This window comes from Streptomyces sp. PSU-S4-23 (genome assembly GCF_055632315.1).
The window spans coordinates 4817767-4838728 of sequence record NZ_JBVMUU010000002.1 but is presented as its reverse complement, the minus strand read 5'-3'; the positions used below and the strand labels follow the sequence as shown (position 1 = coordinate 4838728).

At 72.0% G+C, this 20962-nt stretch carries 20 protein-coding genes; 10 read left to right on the top strand and 10 right to left on the bottom strand.

All coding sequences use genetic code 11. The features are described from left to right. Window positions 1–14: 14 nt before the first annotated feature. Window positions 15–1031 (bottom strand): DedA family protein, encoded by a 1017-nt coding sequence (locus ACZ79I_RS22210; protein ID WP_471499234.1) that lies wholly within the window; start codon window positions 1029–1031, stop codon window positions 15–17. Between the two features lie 192 nt (window positions 1032–1223). Then, complete coding sequence (locus tag ACZ79I_RS22205; RefSeq protein WP_471499233.1) at window positions 1224–1985, bottom strand: MerR family transcriptional regulator; 762 nt, start codon at window positions 1983–1985, stop codon at window positions 1224–1226. A gap of 291 nt (window positions 1986–2276) precedes the next feature. Between ACZ79I_RS22205 and ACZ79I_RS22200 the strand changes: the two genes are divergently transcribed. Then, complete coding sequence (locus ACZ79I_RS22200; RefSeq protein ID WP_471499232.1) at window positions 2277–3689, top strand: glutamate decarboxylase; 1413 nt, start codon at window positions 2277–2279, stop codon at window positions 3687–3689. A 222-nt stretch (window positions 3690–3911) separates the two neighbouring features. Here the strand turns inward: ACZ79I_RS22200 and ACZ79I_RS22195 are convergent, their stop codons facing one another. From ACZ79I_RS22195 to ACZ79I_RS22185, 3 genes are all read right to left on the bottom strand, one after another. After that, window positions 3912–4460 (bottom strand): DinB family protein, encoded by a 549-nt coding sequence (locus ACZ79I_RS22195; protein ID WP_471499231.1) that lies wholly within the window; start codon window positions 4458–4460, stop codon window positions 3912–3914. A 122-nt stretch (window positions 4461–4582) separates the two neighbouring features. Beyond that, complete coding sequence (locus ACZ79I_RS22190) at window positions 4583–6043, bottom strand: aldehyde dehydrogenase family protein (protein ID WP_471499230.1); 1461 nt, start codon at window positions 6041–6043, stop codon at window positions 4583–4585. A gap of 132 nt (window positions 6044–6175) precedes the next feature. After that, window positions 6176–7060 (bottom strand): helix-turn-helix domain-containing protein, encoded by an 885-nt coding sequence (locus ACZ79I_RS22185; protein WP_471499229.1) that lies wholly within the window; start codon window positions 7058–7060, stop codon window positions 6176–6178. A gap of 297 nt (window positions 7061–7357) precedes the next feature. On the opposite strand from ACZ79I_RS22185, the gene ACZ79I_RS22180 reads away from it, so the two are divergent. Further along, the gene (locus ACZ79I_RS22180; protein ID WP_471499228.1) at window positions 7358–7846 is read left to right on the top strand and encodes an ATP-binding protein; all 489 of its coding nucleotides are present in this window, start codon (window positions 7358–7360) and stop codon (window positions 7844–7846) included. A 123-nt stretch (window positions 7847–7969) separates the two neighbouring features. On the opposite strand, the gene ACZ79I_RS22175 is transcribed toward ACZ79I_RS22180, so the two are convergent. Continuing rightward, window positions 7970–8227: a DUF397 domain-containing protein gene (locus ACZ79I_RS22175; RefSeq protein WP_381087303.1), complete on the bottom strand. Its 258-nt coding sequence runs from the start codon at window positions 8225–8227 to the stop codon at window positions 7970–7972. A gap of 494 nt (window positions 8228–8721) precedes the next feature. Here ACZ79I_RS22175 and ACZ79I_RS22170 point away from each other — a divergent pair, with 494 nt between their 5' ends. Next, window positions 8722–9234, top strand: a complete 513-nt coding sequence (locus ACZ79I_RS22170; protein WP_471499227.1) for a hypothetical protein — start codon at window positions 8722–8724, stop codon at window positions 9232–9234. A gap of 15 nt (window positions 9235–9249) precedes the next feature. On the opposite strand, the gene ACZ79I_RS22165 is transcribed toward ACZ79I_RS22170, so the two are convergent. After that, on the bottom strand, window positions 9250–11511 hold the full coding sequence (locus tag ACZ79I_RS22165; protein ID WP_471499226.1) for an FUSC family protein: 2262 nt from the start codon (window positions 11509–11511) through the stop codon (window positions 9250–9252). A 139-nt stretch (window positions 11512–11650) separates the two neighbouring features. On the opposite strand from ACZ79I_RS22165, the gene ACZ79I_RS22160 reads away from it, so the two are divergent. Further along, the gene (locus tag ACZ79I_RS22160) at window positions 11651–12160 is read left to right on the top strand and encodes a DUF4232 domain-containing protein (protein ID WP_471499225.1); all 510 of its coding nucleotides are present in this window, start codon (window positions 11651–11653) and stop codon (window positions 12158–12160) included. Window positions 12161–12246: 86 nt separating this feature from the next. Here ACZ79I_RS22160 and ACZ79I_RS22155 read toward each other — a convergent pair whose 3' ends face one another. Then, window positions 12247–13365 (bottom strand): DUF2786 domain-containing protein, encoded by a 1119-nt coding sequence (locus tag ACZ79I_RS22155; protein WP_471499224.1) that lies wholly within the window; start codon window positions 13363–13365, stop codon window positions 12247–12249. 140 nt (window positions 13366–13505) lie between these two features. On the opposite strand from ACZ79I_RS22155, the gene ACZ79I_RS22150 reads away from it, so the two are divergent. After that, on the top strand, window positions 13506–14249 hold the full coding sequence (locus tag ACZ79I_RS22150; protein WP_471499223.1) for a Clp protease N-terminal domain-containing protein: 744 nt from the start codon (window positions 13506–13508) through the stop codon (window positions 14247–14249). A gap of 67 nt (window positions 14250–14316) precedes the next feature. After that, window positions 14317–15972 (top strand): bifunctional 3'-5' exonuclease/DNA polymerase, encoded by a 1656-nt coding sequence (locus ACZ79I_RS22145; protein ID WP_471499222.1) that lies wholly within the window; start codon window positions 14317–14319, stop codon window positions 15970–15972. Window positions 15973–16233: 261 nt separating this feature from the next. On the opposite strand, the gene ACZ79I_RS22140 is transcribed toward ACZ79I_RS22145, so the two are convergent. After that, a complete protein-coding gene (locus ACZ79I_RS22140) occupies window positions 16234–17145 on the bottom strand; it encodes a glycosyltransferase family 2 protein (protein ID WP_471499221.1) in 912 nt (303 codons plus the stop codon). 585 nt (window positions 17146–17730) lie between these two features. Between ACZ79I_RS22140 and ACZ79I_RS22135 the strand changes: the two genes are divergently transcribed. Then, on the top strand, window positions 17731–18582 hold the full coding sequence (locus ACZ79I_RS22135; protein WP_471499220.1) for a TrmH family RNA methyltransferase: 852 nt from the start codon (window positions 17731–17733) through the stop codon (window positions 18580–18582). Window positions 18583–18864: 282 nt separating this feature from the next. Next, a complete protein-coding gene (locus ACZ79I_RS22130; RefSeq protein WP_471499219.1) occupies window positions 18865–19644 on the top strand; it encodes a D-Ala-D-Ala carboxypeptidase family metallohydrolase in 780 nt (259 codons plus the stop codon). 221 nt (window positions 19645–19865) lie between these two features. Here ACZ79I_RS22130 and ACZ79I_RS22125 read toward each other — a convergent pair whose 3' ends face one another. Beyond that, on the bottom strand, window positions 19866–20108 hold the full coding sequence (locus ACZ79I_RS22125; protein ID WP_471499218.1) for a hypothetical protein: 243 nt from the start codon (window positions 20106–20108) through the stop codon (window positions 19866–19868). 152 nt (window positions 20109–20260) lie between these two features. Here ACZ79I_RS22125 and ACZ79I_RS22120 point away from each other — a divergent pair, with 152 nt between their 5' ends. Both ACZ79I_RS22120 and ACZ79I_RS22115 read left to right on the top strand, forming a co-directional pair. Further along, a complete protein-coding gene (locus tag ACZ79I_RS22120; protein WP_471499217.1) occupies window positions 20261–20428 on the top strand; it encodes a hypothetical protein in 168 nt (55 codons plus the stop codon). Continuing rightward, complete coding sequence (locus ACZ79I_RS22115) at window positions 20425–20817, top strand: type II toxin-antitoxin system VapC family toxin (RefSeq protein WP_471499216.1); 393 nt, start codon at window positions 20425–20427, stop codon at window positions 20815–20817. Before ACZ79I_RS22120 ends, ACZ79I_RS22115 begins: the two co-directional genes overlap by 4 nt. The last annotated feature ends 145 nt before the right edge of the window (window positions 20818–20962 follow it).

The following is a 20962-nucleotide window of genomic DNA, read 5'->3' as shown; positions in this document are numbered from 1 at the left end:
GGCGCCGCGCGCCCCTACGGGGTGCGGTGGTCCTGGTCGTAGCCGTAGGGGTACTGCTGGGGCTGCGCGTAGCCCTGGTCGGGGGCGTACGGCTGCTGCTGCTGCGGCGGCTGCTGCTGCGGCTGCTGCGGCTGCGCGTAGCCCTGGGGATACTGCTGGTAGCCGTAGCCCTGGTGCTGGTCGTACGGCTGGGGGTCGTACGACTGCTGGTCATAGGGCCGCTGGTCATAGGGCTGCTGCTGGTAAGGCTGCTGATCGTAGGGCCGCTGGTCCCGGGGGTGGCCCTGGCCCTGGTGGCCCTGGCCCCGGTGGGCGGGGGTCACGCGGCGCAGCTGGGTCGTGGCGTCGTCCATGACCGGCGGGTGCTGGAAGGACTCCTGCCGCCGGTCCTGGTCCTGCTGCGGGGTGCCGCTCGCCTTGGAACGGGCCCGGAGGAACTCGATGACGATCGGGACCACCGAGACGAGGACGATCAGGATGAGGATCGCCTCGATGTTGTTCTTGACGAGGCCGATGTTGCCCAGCCAGGAGCCGAGCAGGGTGACGCCGGCGCCCCACATCACACCGCCGATGACGTTGAAGACCACGAAGGAGCGGTACTTCATGCCGCTGACCCCGGCGATGATCGGCGTGAACGTACGCACGATGGGCACGAAACGGGCCAGCACCAGGGACTTGGGGCCGTACTTCTCGAAGAACTCGTGGGCTTTGGTGACGTTCTCCTGCTTGAAGAGACGGGAGTCCGGCCGGTTGAAGAGGGAGGGCCCGACCTTCTTGCCGAACATGTAGCCCGCCTGGTCGCCCAGGACCGCGGCGGCGCAGATGAGCGCGATGGCCCCCCACAGGGGGAAGTCCATCTGGTTCGACGTGATCAGCAGGCCGCAGGTGAACAGCAGCGAGTCACCCGGCAGGAAGAAGCCGATGAGCAGGCCCGACTCGGCGAAGACGATGAGGAGCAGGCCCCAGATCCCGAAGGTGTCCAGCAGGTGGTTCGGATCCAGCCAGCTCGGTCCGAGTGCAAGCGTCGTCACGGTTCCGGGCTCCTGAGGGGGTGAGATGGGGTACGGCGCACCGAGGGCGGCCGACACGCGTGAGATGGCCGGACAAAGCTATCAACGCATGGTGCCCCCACCGGGTTCCACCGCCTGGCTCCCGGCGCGGGCCCCAGGCGGTGGTACCCGGCCCGGCGCGGGCCCCGCCGGGCGCCCGGGCCGGGGGCCGGATCAGCCGACGCGGCGGGCCGTGTTCGCCGCGATCGCGTCCCTGAGGTGTACCGCGAGGCCCGGCCGCATGGAGTCGTAGTACGCCTTGAAGCGCTCGTCGGAGACGTACATCTCCCCGAGGCACCGGTGGAGCTCGTACGAGCACTCGTAGAACCACGTGCAGATGTGCCGGCGGTGCTCCTCGGCCATGTCCATGGCCCGCTCCCCGGCCGGGGGCTCACCGGCGGCCATCAGCGCGCCGTAGCGCTCGCTCCATGAGGCCGTCTCGGCCTGGATGCGCTTCCAGTCCTCCTTGGTGTAGCGGGCGGTGCGGCGCTGCGACTCGGCGTACTCCTCCGTGCCGCCCCAGCGCTGTTCCGCCTCTTCCGCGTACTGCTCCGGGTCCTTGTCCCCGAAGACCTCGAACTTCTCCTCGGGCGTGAGGTTGATGCCCATCTTGCGTGCCTCCATGGCGTGCTCCACGGCCGCCGCCATCTTCTGCAGCTTCTCGATCCGGGCGGTCAGCAGCTCGTGCTGGCGGCGCAGATGCGCGCGCGGGTCCGCGTCCGGGTCATCGAGCAGGGCGGCGACCTCGTCGAGCGGAAAGCCGAGCTCCCGGTAGAACAGGATCTGCTGCAGCCGGTCGAGGTCGGCGTCGCCGTAGCGGCGGTGACCGGCATGGGTGCGCTCGCCGGGGACGAGCAGGCCGATCTCGTCGTAGTGGTGCAGCGTGCGCACGGTCACGCCGGCGAAACCGGCGACCTGGCCCACCGAGTAGCTCACGTCCGCTCCCTTCTGGGTACGCGCCTCAGGCTGCGGCCTCACGTGGCGTGAGGTGCAAGCGGCATTGCCCGGGGCCCGCGACCGCCGCGCCGCGGGACGGGAGGGGACCAGTCTGCTGTGCCGGGCACCGCGCTCAGATGAACGGGTGAAACACCGGGAGCCGACGCCCCGGCGGGCCCCGCCAATCCTGCGGCCCGGCCCGGCGCTCCGGTCCGATGAACGCAGGGGGCTCCCCGAGCCGCCGCCGCACCCGTGGACGCGCCCCGCCGACCCGATGGGAGACGAGAGACCATGCCCCTCCACCGTGGCCCGGAACAACGCGACGAGCGCCCCCGGTCGATGAACCCCTTCTTCGGCGAGGCGAACCCGGTCGTCGAGATGACCGAGGCGCCGCCCAGGCACCGGCTGCCCGCGGACCCGATGCCGCCCACGACCGCGTACCAGCTGGTCCACGACGAGCTGATGCTGGACGGCAACGCACGGCTGAACCTCGCCACCTTCGTCACCACCTGGATGGAGGCCGAGGCACGGTCGCTGATGGCCGAGTGCAACGACAAGAACATGATCGACAAGGACGAGTACCCGCGCACCGCCGAGCTGGAGCGCCGGTGCGTGGCGATGCTCGCCCACCTGTGGAACGCGCCGGACCCGCAGTCGGTCGTGGGCTGTTCGACGACCGGTTCGAGCGAGGCGTGCATGCTGGCCGGGATGGCGCTGAAGCGACGCTGGGCACGGCGCAACGCGGACCGCTATCCGTCCGGGGACGCCCGTCCGAACCTGGTCATGGGTGTCAACGTCCAGGTCTGCTGGGAGAAGTTCTGCACCTTCTGGGAGGTCGAGGCGCGTCAGGTGCCCATGGAGGGCGACCGGTTCCATCTGGACCCGCAGGCCGCCGCCGAACTGTGCGACGAGAACACGATCGGGGCCGTCGGCATCCTCGGCTCCACCTTCGACGGCTCCTACGAGCCGATCGCCGAGCTGTGCGCCGCCCTGAACGGCCTGCAGGAGCGCACCGGGCTGGACATCCCCGTACACGTGGACGGCGCGTCGGGGGCGATGGTCGCGCCCTTCCTCGACGAGGACCTGGTGTGGGACTTCAGGCTGCCGCGGGTCGCGTCGGTCAACACCTCCGGCCACAAGTACGGGCTGGTGTACCCGGGCGTGGGCTGGGCGCTGTGGCGCGACCGGGACGCCCTGCCCGAGGAACTCGTCTTCCGGGTCAGCTATCTGGGCGGCGACATGCCGACCTTCGCACTCAACTTCTCCCGGCCCGGCGCCCAGGTCGTCGGGCAGTACTACACGTTCCTGCGGCTGGGGCGGGAGGGCTACCGGGCGGTACAGCAGACGACGCGGAACGTGGCGCGGGGGCTCGCCGAGCGGGTGGAGGCGCTGGGCGACTTCCGCCTCCTCACCCGCGGCGACGAGCTGCCGGTGTTCGCGTTCACCACCGCGCCCGGGGTGAGTGCGTACGACGTCTTCGACGTCTCGCGGGGCATCCGCGAGTACGGCTGGCTGGTGCCCGCGTACACCTTCCCGGCCAACCGCCAGGACCTGTCGGTACTGCGGATCGTGTGCCGCAACGGCTTCTCGACGGACCTCGCCGATCTGTTCGTCGAGGACCTGGCCCGCCTGCTGCCGGAGCTGCGCCGGCAGCCCCGTCCGATGACCCGTGACAAGCGGGCGGCCACGTGCTTCCACCACTGACACGGGCACCGCACCGGACGACCCGGGCCAGGACACCGGGGCCGCCCGCGGGCCCGCCCGTCCCGGGTCAGGCGCGGCCCCGAAGCGGCGCCTGACCCGGGACGGCGGCGACCAGCGCGCGGGCCGGGGGCGCCGAGCCGCCGGGCAGGCCGCGCACGGCGCCCCGGACGGGGCCGGCGGCCTTCCCCGCGGGCCCACGGCGGACGGCGGATCTCCGCGGTGTCAGCCCCAGGACGTCCCCTGCTCCAGGGCCACCAGCTCGAACGCCGTCTTCCCGTCCAGCGACTCGCGGATGATGTCCGCGTGCCCGGCGTGCCGGGCCGTCTCGCGGATCAGGTGGAGCATCAGCCACCGCATCGAGACCCTGCCCTCCGGCGGGAACCAGGGGTCGTTCGGCAGCGCGAAGGTGTCGTCGAGGCTCGGCACCGAGCGGATGAACGCCTCGGTCTCGTCCGCGACCTTCGCCCAGTACGCGAGCTGGGACTCGACCGTCTCGTCCCCCATGAGCCTGAAGCACTCGTGCCAGTTCGACTGGTCGCGGCGGACCGCCGGCTGCTCGCCCCTGGCGCGGGCGATCCAGCCCTGCTCGACCTCGGCGGCGTGCTTGAGCAGGCCGGACAGCGACAGTTCACCGGCGGTGGGGCGGGAGGCCGCCTGCTCCTCCGTCAGACCGAGCAGGGCCCGGCGGATGCCGCCGCGCTGCTCCTCCAGGAAGGAGAGCAGCGCTCCGCGCTCGTCGCCCTGGGTCTCCGCGGGCACATGAGTGACCATGACCGGCCGCCTTTCGTCGGTTCCAGCGAGGCGTTCGTCCTCTGCCTGACACCGACGACGCTACGGGCCCTTGCGGTCAGCTGCTGTCCGCAAGGGCCCGTCACCGGCGATCCGGCCGGGAATCAGAACGGGAACCGGCTGCGGCCGTGCTGCACCGAGATCCACTTCTGCGTGGTGAACGCCTCGATCGTCGTCTCGCCGTTCAGCCGGCCGATGCCCGAGTGCTTCTCGCCGCCGAAGGGGACGAGCGGCTCGTCGTGGACCGTGCCGTCGTTCACGTGGAACATGCCCGTGTCGATCTGCTTGGCGAAGGCCACCCCGCGCTCGACGTCCGCGGTGTGGACGGCGCCGCTGAGGCCGTACGGGGTGTCGTTGACGATGCGGACGGCCTCCTCCTCGCCGTCGAAGGGGACGAGGAGGGCGACCGGGCCGAAGATCTCCTGCTGGAGGATCGGGGAGTCGGCGGGAACGTCCGTCAGGACGGTCGGCTCGACCAGGTTGTCGGTGGTCGAGCCGTGCACGAGCGCCGTGGCGCCCTCCGCGATGGCCTGCTCGACCGCGCCCGAGATGGCGTCCGCCTGCGAGGAGTTGATGACCGGGCCGACGACGGTCTCCGGGTCGCGCGGGTCGCCCGCCTTCAGCGACTTCACCTTGGCGACGAACTTCTCGGTGAACTCCTCCAGCAGCGAGCGGTCCACCAGGACGCGGTTGGCGGCCATGCAGACCTGGCCCTGGTGCACGTACCGGCTGAAGACGGCCGCGTCGACGGCGTAGTCGACGTCCGCGTCGTCCAGGACCACCAGCGCGCTGTTGCCGCCGAGTTCGAGGACGGAGCGCTTGAAGAGCGAGGCGCAGACGGTCGCGACGTGGCGGCCCACCTTGTCGGAGCCGGTGAAGGAGATCACCTTCGGGACCGGATGCTCCAGGAACGCGTCGCCTATCTCCGCTATGTCGGTGATCACGACGTTCAGCAGGCCGCCCGGGAGCCCGGCCTCCTCGAAGATCCTGGCGACCAGGGAGCCGCCGACGACCGGCGTGTTCTGGTGCGGCTTGAGGACGACGCCGTTGCCGAGCGCGAGCGCCGGCGCGACGGACTTGATCGACAGCAGGAAGGGGAAGTTGAACGGGCTGATCACGCCGACGACACCGACGGGCACGCGGTAGAGGCGGTTCTCCTTCCCGTCGATCGGCGACGGGAGGATCCTGCCCTCGGGGCGCAGCGCCAGCTGGATCGACTCGCGCAGGAACTCCTTGGCGAGGTGCAGTTCGAAGGCGGCCTTCAGACGCGTACCGCCCAGCTCGGCGATGATCGCCTCGGTGATCTCCGGCTCGCGGTCCTCGATGACCCGCAGGGCCTTCTCGAACACCGCGCGGCGCGTGTACGGGTTGGTGGCGGCCCACTCCTTCTGGGCGGCCGCGGCGGCCCGGTACGCCTCGTCGACCTCGTCGACCGTGGCGATGGTGATGGATGCGAGCTTCTCGCCGTCGTACGGGTTGAAGTCGATGATGTCCCAGGAGCCCGTTCCCTGGCGCCACTCACCGCCGATGTACTGCTGAGCCAGATCGGTGAAGTAGGACGACATGTGATCCCTCAATCCCTCGCAGCCGAAGCAGACACCCGTTCACGTACGTGATCACGTCAAGTCTGAACGTGCGTCATCGTACTTGTGATTGAAGGGAGTTGGAGGACACCTCGGGACACTCTGTGAAGACTCTCAGGACAGTTGCAGCAGCCCCCGCAGCAGATCGCGGCTTTCGTCCGGTCCGGGACTGTCCTGCTGCAGCTGCTTCATCGCGGTCTCGTACTGGGTGACGTCCTCGCGCTTGTCGAGGTACAGGGCGCTGGTGAGCTGCTCCATGTAGACGACGTCGGACAGATCGGACTCGGGGAAGCTCAGGATGGTGAAGGATCCGCTCTCGCCCGAGTGCCCGCCGAGACTGAACGGCATGACCTGCAGCCGCACGTTGGGCCGCTCCGAGACGTCGATCAGGTGCTGGAGCTGACCGCGCATCACCTGCCGGTCGCCGTAGGGGCGGCGCAGGGCGGCCTCGTCGAGCACGACGTCGAACTGCGGGGCCCTCTCCGAAACCAGGTACTTCTGCCGTTCGAGCCGCAGCGCCACGCGCCGGTCGATGTCCGCGGCGCTCGCCCCCTTCATGCCGCGGGCGACGACCGCGTGCGCGTACGCCTCGGTCTGCAGCAGGCCGTGCACGAACTGGACTTCGTACGACCGGATGTGGTGCGCAGCGCCCTCCAGGCCGACATACGTGGGGAACCAGCTGGGCAGGACGTCGGAGTAACTGTGCCACCACCCGGCGACATTGGCCTCCCTGGCCAGGGAGAGCAGGGAGGTGCGCTCGACCTCGTCGGTGATCCCGTACAACGTCAGCAGGTCCTCGACGTCCCGCGTCTTGAAGCTCACCCGTCCCAACTCCATACGGCTGATCTTCGACTCCGAGGCCCGGATCGAGTAGCCGGCCGCTTCCCTGGTGATGCCGCGCGCCTCTCGCAGGCGCCTGAGATGGGATCCCAGCAGAATGCGCCGTACCACCGACCCGCTCGAGTCCCCAGCGCTCACTTCGTCAGCCTCCCCAACCATCCTTCAGATCGCGCAGTCTGCCACTAAAACACTTCGAGCAGTACTCGTGTGGTTACAGAAATGGAAAGGAGTCAATGAATGAGACAGGGCGAGAGCGCGGGAGGAGCAAGCAACAGGGAAGAAAGTGACCGAAGAAACAAATAGAAACCGGTACAGGAACGGTCAACTCCGGCGCGTGCACGTGCATCTGCCCTTGCATCTGCCTGACTCATCCGAAACCATGGTCCCGCGCCACCGCTGCATCGCCACGACCGCGAACACCCGGGAGTGCCTCGCATGGGGACGGATGGATCGACCATGCTCGAGCCCTTACGGCAGGGACTTCCGCCGCTCGACCCCGCCGCCGTGTCCAGCGCCGCCTCCTGCGCCCTGCCCTCCCGTCTCGAAGCGGTGCGCGAGGCACGGCAGTTCACCCGAAGAACCCTGTGCCAGTGGGATGTGGGCGAGCGCTCCGACGACATCTGCCTCGTGGTCTCCGAACTCGTGACCAACGCGCTGCGGCATGCGCTGCCCTCGCCGGCCACCCACGGGTGCGAGCAGGACCCGCCGGTACGGCTGCATCTGATGCGCTGGACCACGCGCCTGGTGTGCGCCGTGCGCGACCCCAGTTACGACAGTCCGGTCGCGGGTGACTCGGAGGACTTCTCCGCGGAGTCGGGGCGCGGACTGTTCCTGGTGGACTCGTTCGCCGACGGCTGGGGCTGGCATCCGCTGGCGGGCACGCTGAGCGGCAAGGTGGTCTGGGCGCTGTTCCAGCTGCCGCCCGCACCGGAGTGCACGAAGTGACACCACGCGGTCTTTTCCGTGGCCGCGGTTCTACGCGTGTTACGGGCCGCGGCACGTCGACGCGCCGCAGGCCGGCCGCCGTCGCGGGCGGCGGAGCCGCTGCACGCCCCGGATCTACGCGTGTTACACGATCAGGTGATCGAACTCGCCGTCCTTGACGCCCAGCAGCATCGCCTCGATCTCCGCGCGGGTGTAGACCAGCGCGGGCCCGTCAGGGAAGCGCGAGTTCCGCACTGCCACCTCTCCCCCGGGCAGCCGGGCGAACTCCACGCATGACCCCTGCGAGTTGCTGTGTCTGCTCTTCTGCCAGGCCACTCCGTGCAGTCTCGTCGCAGCCATGCCGTTGTACACGTCATCCACGTCGCACACGTCGTGGTCCACAGGTCGCTCCCCGGGTGGTGCATTTGGCTGGTACGGCCATTGATGCAGAGGTCAACTTCCCCGGATCATAGCTCTGTTCACATGCAGATGCATGGGCAGATGCACGTGCACGGGGGGTGTTCCTGCGGTTACAGCTTTTACGGTCCCTTGACTACAGTCTGGCCTCTGCCTGACTACACACGGTCAAGCGTCTGCCCCAGAGTCCGCATCACACGCGTTCTCCAGCCCCCGTCCACGAACTTCCGCGCCATCACCTGTGCCGGTCGTCCGGGTCCGAATCCTTCACGTACTAGAGAGAGACGCGTTCCACGCCGTTTGTGTTCCAAACTCCACGTGCCGGCCGGTTTTCACGGAAGGGCCGCCATCGGCGCCCACGTGAGCAACCGCACGCGGGCCGCCTCCCCGGAGTCCCCCCACCCTCCTGGTAGCTTGCTGCGATCGTTCCTGCGATCGTTCGCGCGACCCCATATCCACGGCACCGTTGGGAGACACCAGTGACTTCGGCGACCCATGTCACGCGTCTGCAGCCACGCGTCGCGCTCGCGGCCTCGGGTCTCGCGGCCGCGCTCGTGCTCACCGGCTGCAGCAGCGACTCCGGAAGCGACGGCTCCGCACACGGCGACTCCTCGACGCCGAGCGCGTCCGCGCCGGACACCGGCGGCGGCTCCGCAACCCCCAGCGGCAAGCCCGGCAAGCTGGAGGGCAGCTGGCTGGCCACGACCGGCGGCAAGGCCGTGGCCCTGGTGATCAACGGCAGGCAGGCCGGGCTCTTCGCGACGGGCGGCACCGTGTGCAGCGGGACCGCGGGCGAGGAGGCGGGCATGCAGATGATCCACCTCAAGTGCACGGACGGCAGCAAGGACCGCGGCACCGGCATGGTCGACTCCGTGAACTCCACGACCATGAAGGTGACGTGGCAGGGCGGCAGCATCGGCACGGAGACGTACACGAAGTCCGAGGGCGGCACGCTGCCGAGCGGCCTGCCGACGGCGAGCCTGGGCTCCTGACGCCCCGCCCCGCGTTCAGCTCCCCGGCTTCCGGGCCCTCGTGCCGGCGGCCATGGGCGGGACGGCCGTGCCGAGGGCCTCGGTGAGGTCCTCCAGGGTGTCCAGGATCAGGCCGGCGCCGCGGCGGACGACCCCGCCCGGGACGCCGTCACCGTCCTCGGCCTCCTCCTCGTCCCACGCCTGAAGCGAGTCACGCACAAGGTCCCACGACGGCGGACGGCCTTCCCGTACGGCCTTCGCGCCCCGCGCGGTCGCGGTGCGCAGGGCGGCGGCGAACCGGGCGGCGGGCGGCACGGGTACGGCGCCCTGCTCCGGCAGATGCGCCTCCAGAAGCATGGCGGCCCGCCCCGTCCCGGCGAGCGCGTCCTCCGCCTCGTCGGCGGCGGTCCGTGACAGACCGCGGTGGCGCACCGGCTCGTCGCCGGCCCGGGCCACCGCCGTGTGCCAGGCGGCCCGGGCGGCGCGGGCGGTCAGCAGGGCCTCGCGCACATCGGGGGCGTTCCCGCCGGAGGGTTCGGCGTAGCGGTGCAGGACGGCGGCGGCGTATCCGCCCTGCGCGGCCAGCCAGTCGGCGAGGCGGTTGCGCAGCCGCGGGGTCTCCCAGGCCGGGTAGACGGCGTACGCGAGCATGGCGAGCAGGCCGCCGGCCAGGGTGAGCAGGACCCGGTCGGGGACGGTCTGGGTCCACTGCTCGCCGGCCATGCCGAGCAGGAAGACGACGTATGCGGCGAGGCACGCCTGGGCGGCCATCTGCCCGGTGCGCATGACCAGGTACATGAGGGCCGCGGACAGCACGGCGAGGGCGCCGGAGAGGACCGGGCCGGGACCGGCCAGCCGGACGACGCCGGTGGCGAAGGCCACGCCGACGAGGGTGCCGCACAGTCGGGCGACGGCGCGGCTGTAGGTCTGGGAGAAGTCGGGCCGCATGATCATCACCGCGGTCAGCGGCACCCAGTAGCCGTGGCCCAGGGGCAGCGCGGCCCCGAGCAGGTACCCCACGGCGGCGACCGCGCAGACGCGGACCGCGTGCCGTGCGATCGGGGAGCCCGGCCGCAGTTCGTCGCGCATGGCGCGCAGCGCGGTGGGGAGCAGGCGGAGCAGGGAGGGGCGGTGCAGGTACCGACGCCGAACACCTCCGGCCACGACCGCCCGGCCGTCCCCCGCACCCCCGGCCACGGCCACCCGCTCGTCCCCCACACCCCCGGCCACGACCGCCCGCTCGTCCCCCACACCCCCGGCCACGACCACCCGCTCGTCCCCCACACCCCCGGCCACGACCACCCGCTCGTCCCCCACACCCCCGGCCGTCTCCAGCACGTCCTGGAGCAGGGTCCGCAGCCGGTCCGCCGCCCGGTACGCCGGCCCCGTCAGGATCGCCCCCGTGTCCGGCGTCCTGAGGGCGGCGACGGCGGCCGGCGGCAGGGCGGCCGGGATGCCGTGGCGGATGGCGCGGGCGGCGGCGTCGAGGATGTCGGCCGCCGCGCCGAGGAGTTCACGGACCCGCTCGCGTTCCCGCCCCTCGCGCGGGACGCCCATGGCCGGGTCGGCGAGCGAGGCGAGGACCGGGCGGATGCGTTCCGCGAGGCCGCGGGCGCCGTGGAGCTGGGCGGGGCGGCGGCGGGCCTGGCGCGCGGTGACGGCGGCCGCGTCGCGCGCCTCCATCAGGGGCAGCGGGTCGAACGGCACGACCGGGTCGTGCCGCAGCCGGCGCGCGTAGCCGGCCTCGGCGGCCAGCGCGTCGGCGAGCGCGTCACGATGGGCGCCCCAGCGCCGTACCGGAAAGACCGCGACCAGCGCGGCCTGCACCGCACCCCCCGCGATCATCATCGTGCCGTGGGCCGCCGCCTGGGCGAGGGACGTCGGCAGGGTGACCGTCACCAGCATCATCGCCACGTTCGAGGACGCGATGATGCCGGTCGTGGGGCCCGCGGCCCAGCTCAGCCCGGCCACGAAGGTCCAGACGACCAGGACGGCCAGGAACAGCGGCGGACGGGAGACGGTGAGGTAGCCGAGGAACGTGGAGACGGCGAGGCTCGTACCGGAGACCAGGGCCAGCTCCGGGCGCGGGCGCCAGCTGCGCTGGAAGGTGGCGATCGCCGCCTGGAACGCGCCGAACGCCGAGCCGGCCGCGACGGCGGGCCCGAACAGCCACAGGCTCACCGCGATCACCAGCGCGAGTCCCGCCGCGCCGCGCAACGCGACCAGCGGCTCCAGTCGCTTCCGCTCGATCCTCAGCCCCGAGCGCGCGGCCTCCTTCAGCGCCCGCTGCCAGCCCATTCCGTCAGCGTACGGGAGGCATACGGGGCGAACGGCGCGCTTCACCGCCGGGGGGTGTGCGGTGCGGGAGGCCGCGCAACGCCCCGCCGTCCGTCTGCGTGATGATCCATGAGCACCGTCATCGAATCGAAGGACCCCCATGCGCGCTCTGCCCGTCCCCCTCGCCGTCACCGTCCTCGTCGCGGCCCTCGCCCTGACCGCCTGCGGCGGCGAGAGCGGCGACGACGGCAAGAAGGCCGCCGGCTGCCCGATCGCCGTCGAGGTCGGCCCCGGCAACGCCGCCACCACGGCCGGCGACACCGGCAACGTCCCCGTCACCCTCACCAACCGCGGCACCGGGGCGTGCACCTTCGAGGGCTTTCCCGGGATCGAACTGCGCAGCGGCGACGCCGGCTGGAAGGTCCCCGAGGAGAAGGGCGCGAGACCGGTGAAGGTGACGCTGCACAAGGACGAGACGGCGGCCTTCACCATCACCTACGTCCGCGGCAGCACCGGCGGCCGGCTCAGCGCCGCGGTGAAGACCCTGAAGATCACGGTCCCCGGCGCCGACGGGCCGGGCAGCCATCCGTGGTCGTACGGCGAGGTGGCGCTGAAGGGCCCGGACACGCCCGACGCCTCGGTGAGCCCGATCCAGGTCGCGGGCGACTGACCTCGGCGCACCCACCGTGCCCCCGGCCGTCACACCGTGCCCCCGGCCGTCACACCAGGCGCCCGGCCGCGGCCGGCGCCGGGCGCTCAGGGGAGCCGGGGCCGCCCCGCGACCTGCGCCCGGTCGGCGGCCGCTGCCCCCTGCTCCCATCCGGCCACGTCGCCGGCGCCGCGCAGGCGGGTGGTGACCGTGTCCGGGAACATCCGCTCCATGCGGTCCGCGACGGCCACCTCCCGGGCCGCCAGCACCGGCAGCAGCCCGCCCTCGCTCCCGGCCGTCTGCCCCTCGGCGGCGGCCCGCAGCCGGTCGCCGATCCGGTGCGCGTACGCGGCCAGGAAGGACTGCCGGAACGTCTTCGTACGCCTGCGGCCGCCCTTGCGCTGCGCCGCCTCCGCCGTCGTCATCGCGGCGGTGGCCTGCACGAGCAGCGAGGCGTAGAGGAGTTCGACGGCCTCCAGGTCGGCCTCGAAGCCGATGACCGTGGAGAACCCGAGCGCCTCGTGCCACACGGCCCGGCAGCGGTTGGCGGCCGCCACCGCGTCCAGGAGCACCGCCTTGGCCGTCTCGTACGGCGGCTCCACGCCGAGACGGCAGGCGCCGGGCGCGTCCTGGGCCTGCGTGCGGGCCGCGAGCAGCGCCTCGTCGACGCTGTGCCGCGCCATCAGCTCCTGCGCCTTGGCGCTGAGGGCCTCCGCCTCCTCCGGATATCCGGTGGCCTCCGCCTTGGCGAGCAGGGCGCGGATGCGGGTGAGTGTGCGGGACTCCGGCTGCCGCGGGCCGGCTGACCGCCGGGGCGCGTCGAGGGGTTCGAGCGCGGGCAGGCGCAGCAGCAGCCGGTACAGCTCCAGGACGGCGGTGGCGTGCGAGAAACGGTCGGCGGCGCGCGGGGGTTGCGGGTCCAGCTCCCGGAGCTGGGCCGCCCAGCGCGGGCCGGGGGACGGCCGCTCCCCCGTCTCCCTGAGGATCAGCGCCGACACGAGCCGGACGTGGAGGTCGTCGAGTTCGCGGCGCACGATGCGTACCAGGTCGGCGGGCTGCCAGCCGCGCCGCCAGGCCGCGGCGACGAACTGCTCCCCGCGCCGGGCCAGTTCGCCGTCGGCCGCGGGGTCGGCGGCGAGCAGCGAGGCACCGGTGTCCAGGGCCGCGTCGGTGTCGTCGTAGAGGGAGGTCCGCAAGGCGCGGTCCACCGTGGTCGTCGTACTCACACGCTCGATCGTGACACGGGGCGCGCCGTGGCCCGCCGTCGTCTCAGCCGCCGGAATCCGTTCGGCGCCCCGGTCCGCACAGGACCCCTCTTGTCAACCTCGGGTTGACGCAAGCGAGGGTGTCAACCTATCGTTGACACATGACGGAGAAGTCCAACCCCACAGCGAACGTGCGTCTCGACGACCTCATCGAAGCCATCAAGAAGGTGCACACCGATGCGCTCGACCAGCTCCAGGACGCGGTGATCGCCGCGGAGCACCTCGACGACGTGGCGGACCATCTGATCGGCCACTTCGTGGACCAGGCCCGGCGCTCGGGCGCGTCCTGGACCGAGATCGGCCGGAGCATGGGCGTGACCCGGCAGGCGGCCCAGAAGCGCTTCGTGCCCAAGGAGTCCGCCGACCTCGACCCCACCCAGGGGTTCAGCCGCTACACCCCCCGCGCTCGGAACGCGATCATGGCCGCGCACGACGCAGCGAAGGCCGCCGGCAACGCGCAGACCGTCCCCGAGCACCTCGTCCTGGGGCTGCTCGCCGAGCCCGAGGCCCTCGCGGCCCAGGCGATCGTCGCGCAGGGCGTCTCCCTCGCCGCGGTGCGCGAGGCGGCGACCGCCGCGCTGCCCGGCCCGGCCGAGGAGATCCCGGCACTCGTCCCCTACACCGCCGCAGCGAAGAAGGCCCTCGAACTCACCTTCCGCGAGGCCCTCCGCCTGGGCCACAACTACATCGGCACCGAGCACATCCTCCTCGCCCTGCTCGAACTGGAGAACGGCGAGGGCCTGCTCACCGGCCTCGGCCTCGACAAGACGACGACCGAGGAGCACGTCCTGAGGGAACTGGCCGGGATCACCAAGGCCCTCAAGGACCGCAAACAGCAGGACTGAGACGGCCGGTCCGGTCCGAAGTGCCACGTCAGGGCCCGTTGTCAGTGCCCCCTGGCACACTCGCCGCATGACCGGGCGCTGGGCTCTCGCTCCGGCCGGGGACGGCGGCGCGGAGGTCGCCGCCCTCGGCCCGGACGGGATGCTCGCCGGGCCCGTGGTCAGGGAGGGGGATCTCGTCGAGGCCGTGCGGGCCCGGCCCGGGGTCACCCGATGGGTGTGGCGGTCCACCGCCGACGTCCAGCCGCGTCTGCTCACCGCGGGGGTGCGAGTCGACCGGTGCTACGACGTCGAGGCCGCCGAGACCCTCCTCCTCGGCCACGAGGGCCGCCTCGGCGAACCCCGGTCGGCGGCCGCCGCGCTGGCCCGGCTGCGCGGCGGCCCCGTCCCCCCGGATCCCCCGCCGCGCTCCGCCGAACCCGGCGCCCAGTCCTCCCTCTTCGAGCCGAGCCCCCTCCGGGTCCCCCTGGAGGACCTGGTCGAGGTGTACGCCGAACAGCAGCGCCGGCACGACGCCACCGCGCACCCCGGGCGCATGCGGCTGCTCACCGCCGCCGAGTCGGCCGGGATGCTGGTGGCCTCCGAGATGAACCGGTCGGGGCTGCCGTGGAGCGCGGACGTCCACCGCGCACTGCTGCACGACCTGCTCGGCGAGCGGTACGCGGGCGGCGGCGAGCCCCGGCGGCTGGCCGACCTGGCCGACGAGGTGTCGGCCGCCTTCGGCCGCCGGGTCCGGCCCGACCTGCCGGCCGATGTCGTCAAGGCCTTCGCGCAGGCAGGGATCCGGGTGCGCTCCACCCGCCGCCGGGAGATCGAGTCCGTCGACCACCCCGCGGTGAAGCCCCTGCTGGAGTACAAGAGGCTGTACCGCATCTGGGTCGCCCACGGCTGGTCCTGGCTCCAGGACTGGGTGCGCGACGGCCGCTTCCGGCCCGAGTACCTGCCGGGCGGCACGGTCACCGGCCGCTGGGTCACCAACGGCGGCGGCGCCCTGCAGATCCCCAAGGTCGTCCGGCGCGCCGCCGTCGCCGACCCCGGCTGGCGGCTGGTGGTGGCCGACGCCGCCCAGATGGAGCCGCGCGTGCTGGCCGCGATCTCGCGCGACCCCGCCTTCATGGAGGTCGCGGGCCGCGAGGACGACCTCTACCAGTCGGTGTCGGACCGGGCGTTCTCCGGCGACCGCGCCCAGGCCAAGCTCGCCGTGCTCGGCGCGATCTACGGCCAGACGTCCGGCGACGGCCTCAAGAACCTCGCCGCGCTGCGCCGCCGCTTCCCCCGGGCCGTCGCGTACGTCGACGACGCGGCCCGCGCGGGCGAGGAGGGCCGGCTGGTGCGGACCTGGCTCGGGCGCACGTCACCGCCGGCCGCCGAAGCCGCGCGGGACGCGACGGAGGAGGCCGGCATCCCGCAGGAGGACGACCCGGCGGGCCCGGCCGGGCGCGCCCGCGGCCGCTTCGCACGCAACTTCGTCGTGCAGGGCAGCGCCGCCGACTGGGCCCTGCTGCTGCTCGCCGCCCTGCGCCGCGCCTGCGCGGACCTCGCCGCCGAACTCGTCTTCTTCCAGCACGACGAGGTGATCGTGCACTGTCCGGCCGAGGAGGCGGACACGGTGGTCGCGGCGATCCGGGAGGCGTCCGACCTGGCGATGCGGCTGACGTTCGGTGAGACGCCGGTGCGGATCCCGTTCTCGACGGCCGTGGTGGAGTGCTACGCGGACGCGAAGTAGCGCATGCGGACGCCGAGTGGGTCCCTGTGCGGGGCCGGGGCCGGGGCCGGGGTCCGGGGTCCGGGAACCGGTCGGCGGCGTCCCGCCCCACGGCGCGTCCATGAGCGCGTCGACCGCCTGACCTGATGTGAACGACCGGGTCCTTCGTCGTTCCCGGGCTTCTCGCGGACGGGGCGACTGCTCGGCGGCCGGCGACTGCTCGTGGACCGCGGGGGCCCTCGGGGCCAGTGCCCCGGCAGGCGAACGTTGCCTGTTGGGGCGCTAGAGGACCGGTGGCCTGCCGAGCCTGGTCAGCCGCCACACCGTGCGCCAGCGCATGGGCCGGCGCTCGCCGCCCGGCGTCCGCAGCCCCTCCACGAACCCGCCGAACCACGCCTTCAGCCCGCCCGCCGACCGCGTCCGCAGGAGGGTCACGGCGATCCACACCCCCAGGTGCACCGGGATGAGCGGAAGGGGCAGCCGCCGCCGCACGAGCCATACGCGGTTGCGCGCCGTGACCCGGTGGTAGATGGCGTGCCGGGCGGGCGAGGTCTTCGGGTGCTGGAGCAGCAGTTCGGGCGCGTAGAGGATGGTCCAGCCGGCGTCCACGGCCCGCCACGCGAGATCCGTCTCCTCGTGCGCGAAGAAGAACTCGGCGGGCCAGTCCCCGGTCTCGGCGAGCATCGCCGTCGACAGCGCGTGCCCGCCGCCGAGGAAGCCGGTGACCGGTCCGCCGCGCATCGGATCGGCCGCCCCGACCCGCGGCACGTGCCGCCGCTGGGTCTCACCGTGCTCGTCGGCGATGCGGAACCCGACGATGCCGAGCCGCGGATCCGCGGCGTACAGATCCCGGACGCGTCGCAGCACGTCGGCGTCGACGAGCAGCCCGTCGTCGTCGAGTTCGACCACGACGTCGACGTCCCCGAATTCGCGCAGCCTGGCGAGGGCCACGTTGCGGCCGCCGGGGCAGCCGAGGTTCTCGTCCACCTCGATACGGGTGACCTCACCGGGAAGGCCGAGGCGCCGGGCGAACTCCGGCAGGGGGCAGCCGTTGCCGACGATGACGATGCGGTCGGGCGCGAGGTCCTGTTTGGCCACGGACGTGAGGAGGGCGTCGACCTCCGCGGGCCGGTTGCCCATCGTCACGACGGCGACGGCGATCCGGGGCCCCGCCCCCTGCTGCGCCTGCGACACGACACCACCCTTTCCCGGCCGACGACAGTGCACGCGATGCTAGCCGTTCACCAAGAGGACGCCTGGCGGCCTCCGGTTCTCCGCGCACCCGATGATTTTTCGGAACCGAGCGGGCCCGCGCCACCGCTGCGCCACCGCTGCGCCGCCCCCCGCGCGGGCCCCCGCTGCCCTCCGGGCCCCGCGCGCCGCGCTCGGGAAAAGAACGGAACGTCCCGCATTCCCCATCCTCGAATACCGAGGGACCCACCCCTCCGTGGCCATACGCGATGGGCGCCGCAAGGAATTCACGCACGGCCGGGCGCGCGTCGGAAAAGATTTCGCCGAATTCCCCGGGAACCGGTGCGCGGATCACTCCGATGCGGTGGCCGCACGCCCTCCCTGCGCCGCCCGCACCCGTTTCCCCCACCGCCCGCACGGCGGCCGGGCCATACGCAACCTCCCCGCGCCGACCGCCCGTTGACCATGACGAAGCGGCGACCCAACAGGTCGGGTACCCTGGCGAACGACCGCGCGCAGTGCACAGGAGAAACAAGAGAAAGGGGGCGGAGGATCGGAGCCCGAAAGGCACCGTGATTCCCACCGCCGATGCCGTCCATCCCGCGGGTTGGTCCGCCCAAGGAAATCTCAAGCCCGAGCAATCCTCATGTGAAGGAACTCGCCGCCCTCCGCCGCCGACGGAACAGGCAGAATTCCGGAGTGACCCTCGTGGAGGGGTACGAGGAACTCGATCTCGCCCTGCGGGCCGGCGTCCGCCCCCGCGAGCTGTATTTCTGCCCCGCCCTGACCGGCGGATCGGACCCGCGCGACGTCGTGGCCCGCGCGGCGGAGCGCGGAGCGGCCCTCTTCAGTCTCGGCCGGCAGGCGTTCGACAAGGCGGCCTACCGCGAGGGCCCGGACGGCTGGCTGGCCGTCGTACCGGACATCGAGACCGGTCTCTCCCGCATCGAGGTCGACAACCACGCGCTCTTCGTCGTCTGCGAGAGCGTCGAGAAGCCCGGCAACCTGGGCTCGGTGCTGCGCACCGCGGACGCCGCCGGAGTGACCGCCGTCATCTCGGCCAACCCTGTGACCGACTGGGGCAACCCCAATGTGATCCGGGCCAGCAAGGGCACGGTCTTCGCCGTGCCCATCGCCTCGGCCGACTCCGACCAGGTCATGGACTGGCTGGCCGAGCACTCGGTGAACGTCGTCGCCACCACCCCCGACACGGATGCCCTGATGGCGGACGTCGACATGACCGGGCCCACGGCGATCGTCGTCGGCAGCGAGAAGTACGGCCTGTCGGACCGGTGGCTCAGGGGCGGCCACACCAAGGCGAAGATCCCGATGTTCGGCCAGGTGGACTCGCTCAACGTCGCGGTGTCGGCCGCCCTGTTCACGTACGAGGCCGTCCGGCAGCGCATGGCGTCAGCACGGCAGCTCCCGTCCGGCCGGTAGTCCGTCCCTCCTCCCCGCCGCGCCGCCGGCGCGGTGGCCGGCCGCCATCGGCGCACCGAAGCGTTGCGGACATGCCAACTCCTCCCTTACGGTTTACGCGCGTCAACCCGTCCCGGTCCCACAGGAGTTGATGTTTCACGCGCCCCTCCTCCCCCGCGTGAAGACGGGGCCCCGACCGCCCGGACCGGACCCCGGTCCCGTCCCGGGCGCTCAGCACACGTTCGACGAGCACGTGCAGCAGCCGACCCTTCCGGCACTCCACAGCCAGAAGAGGAGAATTCCATGAACTCGTCACGACCCCCCGCCCGAGGCATCGACCGCCGCGCCCTGCTCCGGGGCGCGGCAGGGGTGACGGCCGCGCTCGGCCTGGCCACCGCGGCCACCGTAGGGTCGGCGGGCAGGGCCTCCGCCTACGGCTGGAGCCGCACCCTGCAGCAAGGCGTTTCCGGCTCGGACGTGGTCGAGTTGCAGATTCGCGTCGGCGGCTGGGCGGCGTCCAGTGCGCAGAAGACGTACATCGCCTGGGACGGCGACTTCGGCCCGGCCACGGACACCGCGGTCAGACGCTTCCAGTCCGCCTACGGCCTGACCGCGGACGGCGTCGTCGGCCCGCAGACCCAGAGCGTGCTCAACGGCCTGGAGAGCAGCGACGGTTCGACCGCCCACTTCGACTGGAGCGAGTTCTACTCCCACGACGGCTCCGGATTCAGCGGCGGCAAGGTCGGTTCCGCCACGGTCAAGGAGAACGTGCGCCGCCTGATGTACAAGCTGGAGGCGGTGCGGAAGAAGGCCGGCGGCAGCGCGATCACCATCAACTCCGGTTTCCGCAGCACCGCGTACAACGCCTCGGTCGGGGGCGCCTCCAACAGCATGCACTGCTACGGCGTCGCCGCCGACATCGTGGTGTCCGGCTACAGCACCCTGCAGACCTACAAGATCGCCGAGACCTGCGGCTTCTCCGGCCTGGAGGCGTACACGCACTCGTGGCAGCACGTCGACAGCCGCGTCCAGTACCCCTCCTACGGCTCCGGATCGTGGTGGTGGGAGAGCGGCGTCGTGTGACCCACGCCGGGTGCCCCGCCGGCGCGTCCGGCCGCCTCCGGCACCGGCGTGCGCCGGCGTGCTGCGCACAGCCCCGCCGCAGCCGCCTCACCGCTCGTCGGCGGTGAGGACACGCCGGACGGCGATCCCGGCCGACAGATACGGGTGCTCGTTGTCCGGCAGATCGGCGTGCAACGTGAGCGCCACGGGCGCCGGCAACGCCGGCACCGCGCACCGCGCCGTCACCGTCGAGCCGTCCGCCAGGTCGAGACGCACCGTGCGGGGCCCGGCTTGACGGCGACGGCCGTGGTGCCGGTGACCACGTCCATCCGGTCGGCCAGCGCCCTCGCCAGGGCGTCCATCCCGTTGCGGTAGGCCGTCCAACGCGCCCCGGCGCCGCCGACGGCGAGCAGGAGCGGGGCCATCGGCCCGATCGCCGAACGCTCCGGCCGCCGGCCGAAGAACCCGCTCGCCATCGGCTGCAACAGGCGGTGGTACAGGTCGGGGTGGAAGGTGATGCGGCAAACGGACGAGTGCGGATACCTTCCGCCTCACAGGAGGCCCCATCCGACCAGTATCCGTCTCCCTCCACGAAGGCACGATCGCGGCGCTCAAGGCGCGCACCGGCAAACGCGGCATGTCCGCGTACGTCGAAGGGCTTATCCAACGGCAACTGGAGCGGGAGCGGCTGCGCGAGCTCATCGAGGATGCAGAGGCCGAGCACGGTCCGGTCGACCAGGCAGCGGTCGAGGCGAAGCGAGCGATCCTGCGCGGTGAGAAGGCCGACCTGGCGGACGCCGAGTGAGCGGGACGCTCGTCCTGGACTGCGAGGGGCTGTCCAAACTCGTACGCCGCACCCCAGAGCTGATCGAGTGGCTGGCTGCGGCTGAGGCAGAGGACATCCGCGTCGTCACCAGCTCGGTCACGCTGGTCGAAGCCCGCGATCCCAAAGTCAACCAGGCTCGTTTCGACTATGCCGTCTCACGGGTCAACATCGTCCCGCCCATCGAAACGATCACCCGCCACGCGAGCAAACTCCTCGCCGTAGCGGGTTTGCACGGGCACAAGTACGCGCTGGACGCCATCGTGGCCGCCACCGCGCTTGCGTCTGCCTCCCCCGTCACCGTTCTGACCTCCGGCTCCGAGGATCTGCTGATGCTGTGCGGATCTACAGTCCGCGTGATCAGGATTTGACCTGATGCGACAGCGCACCGCCGTCGCTCGGATCCGGCGGCCGAGACGGACCAACGCTGATCACAGACAGCCTGGCCGCATGGTCATGGTTCGGGTCGAGGCCGCGTGATGCCCGTGAGAGGTGGCTGTGACGTCCTCTGCCTGC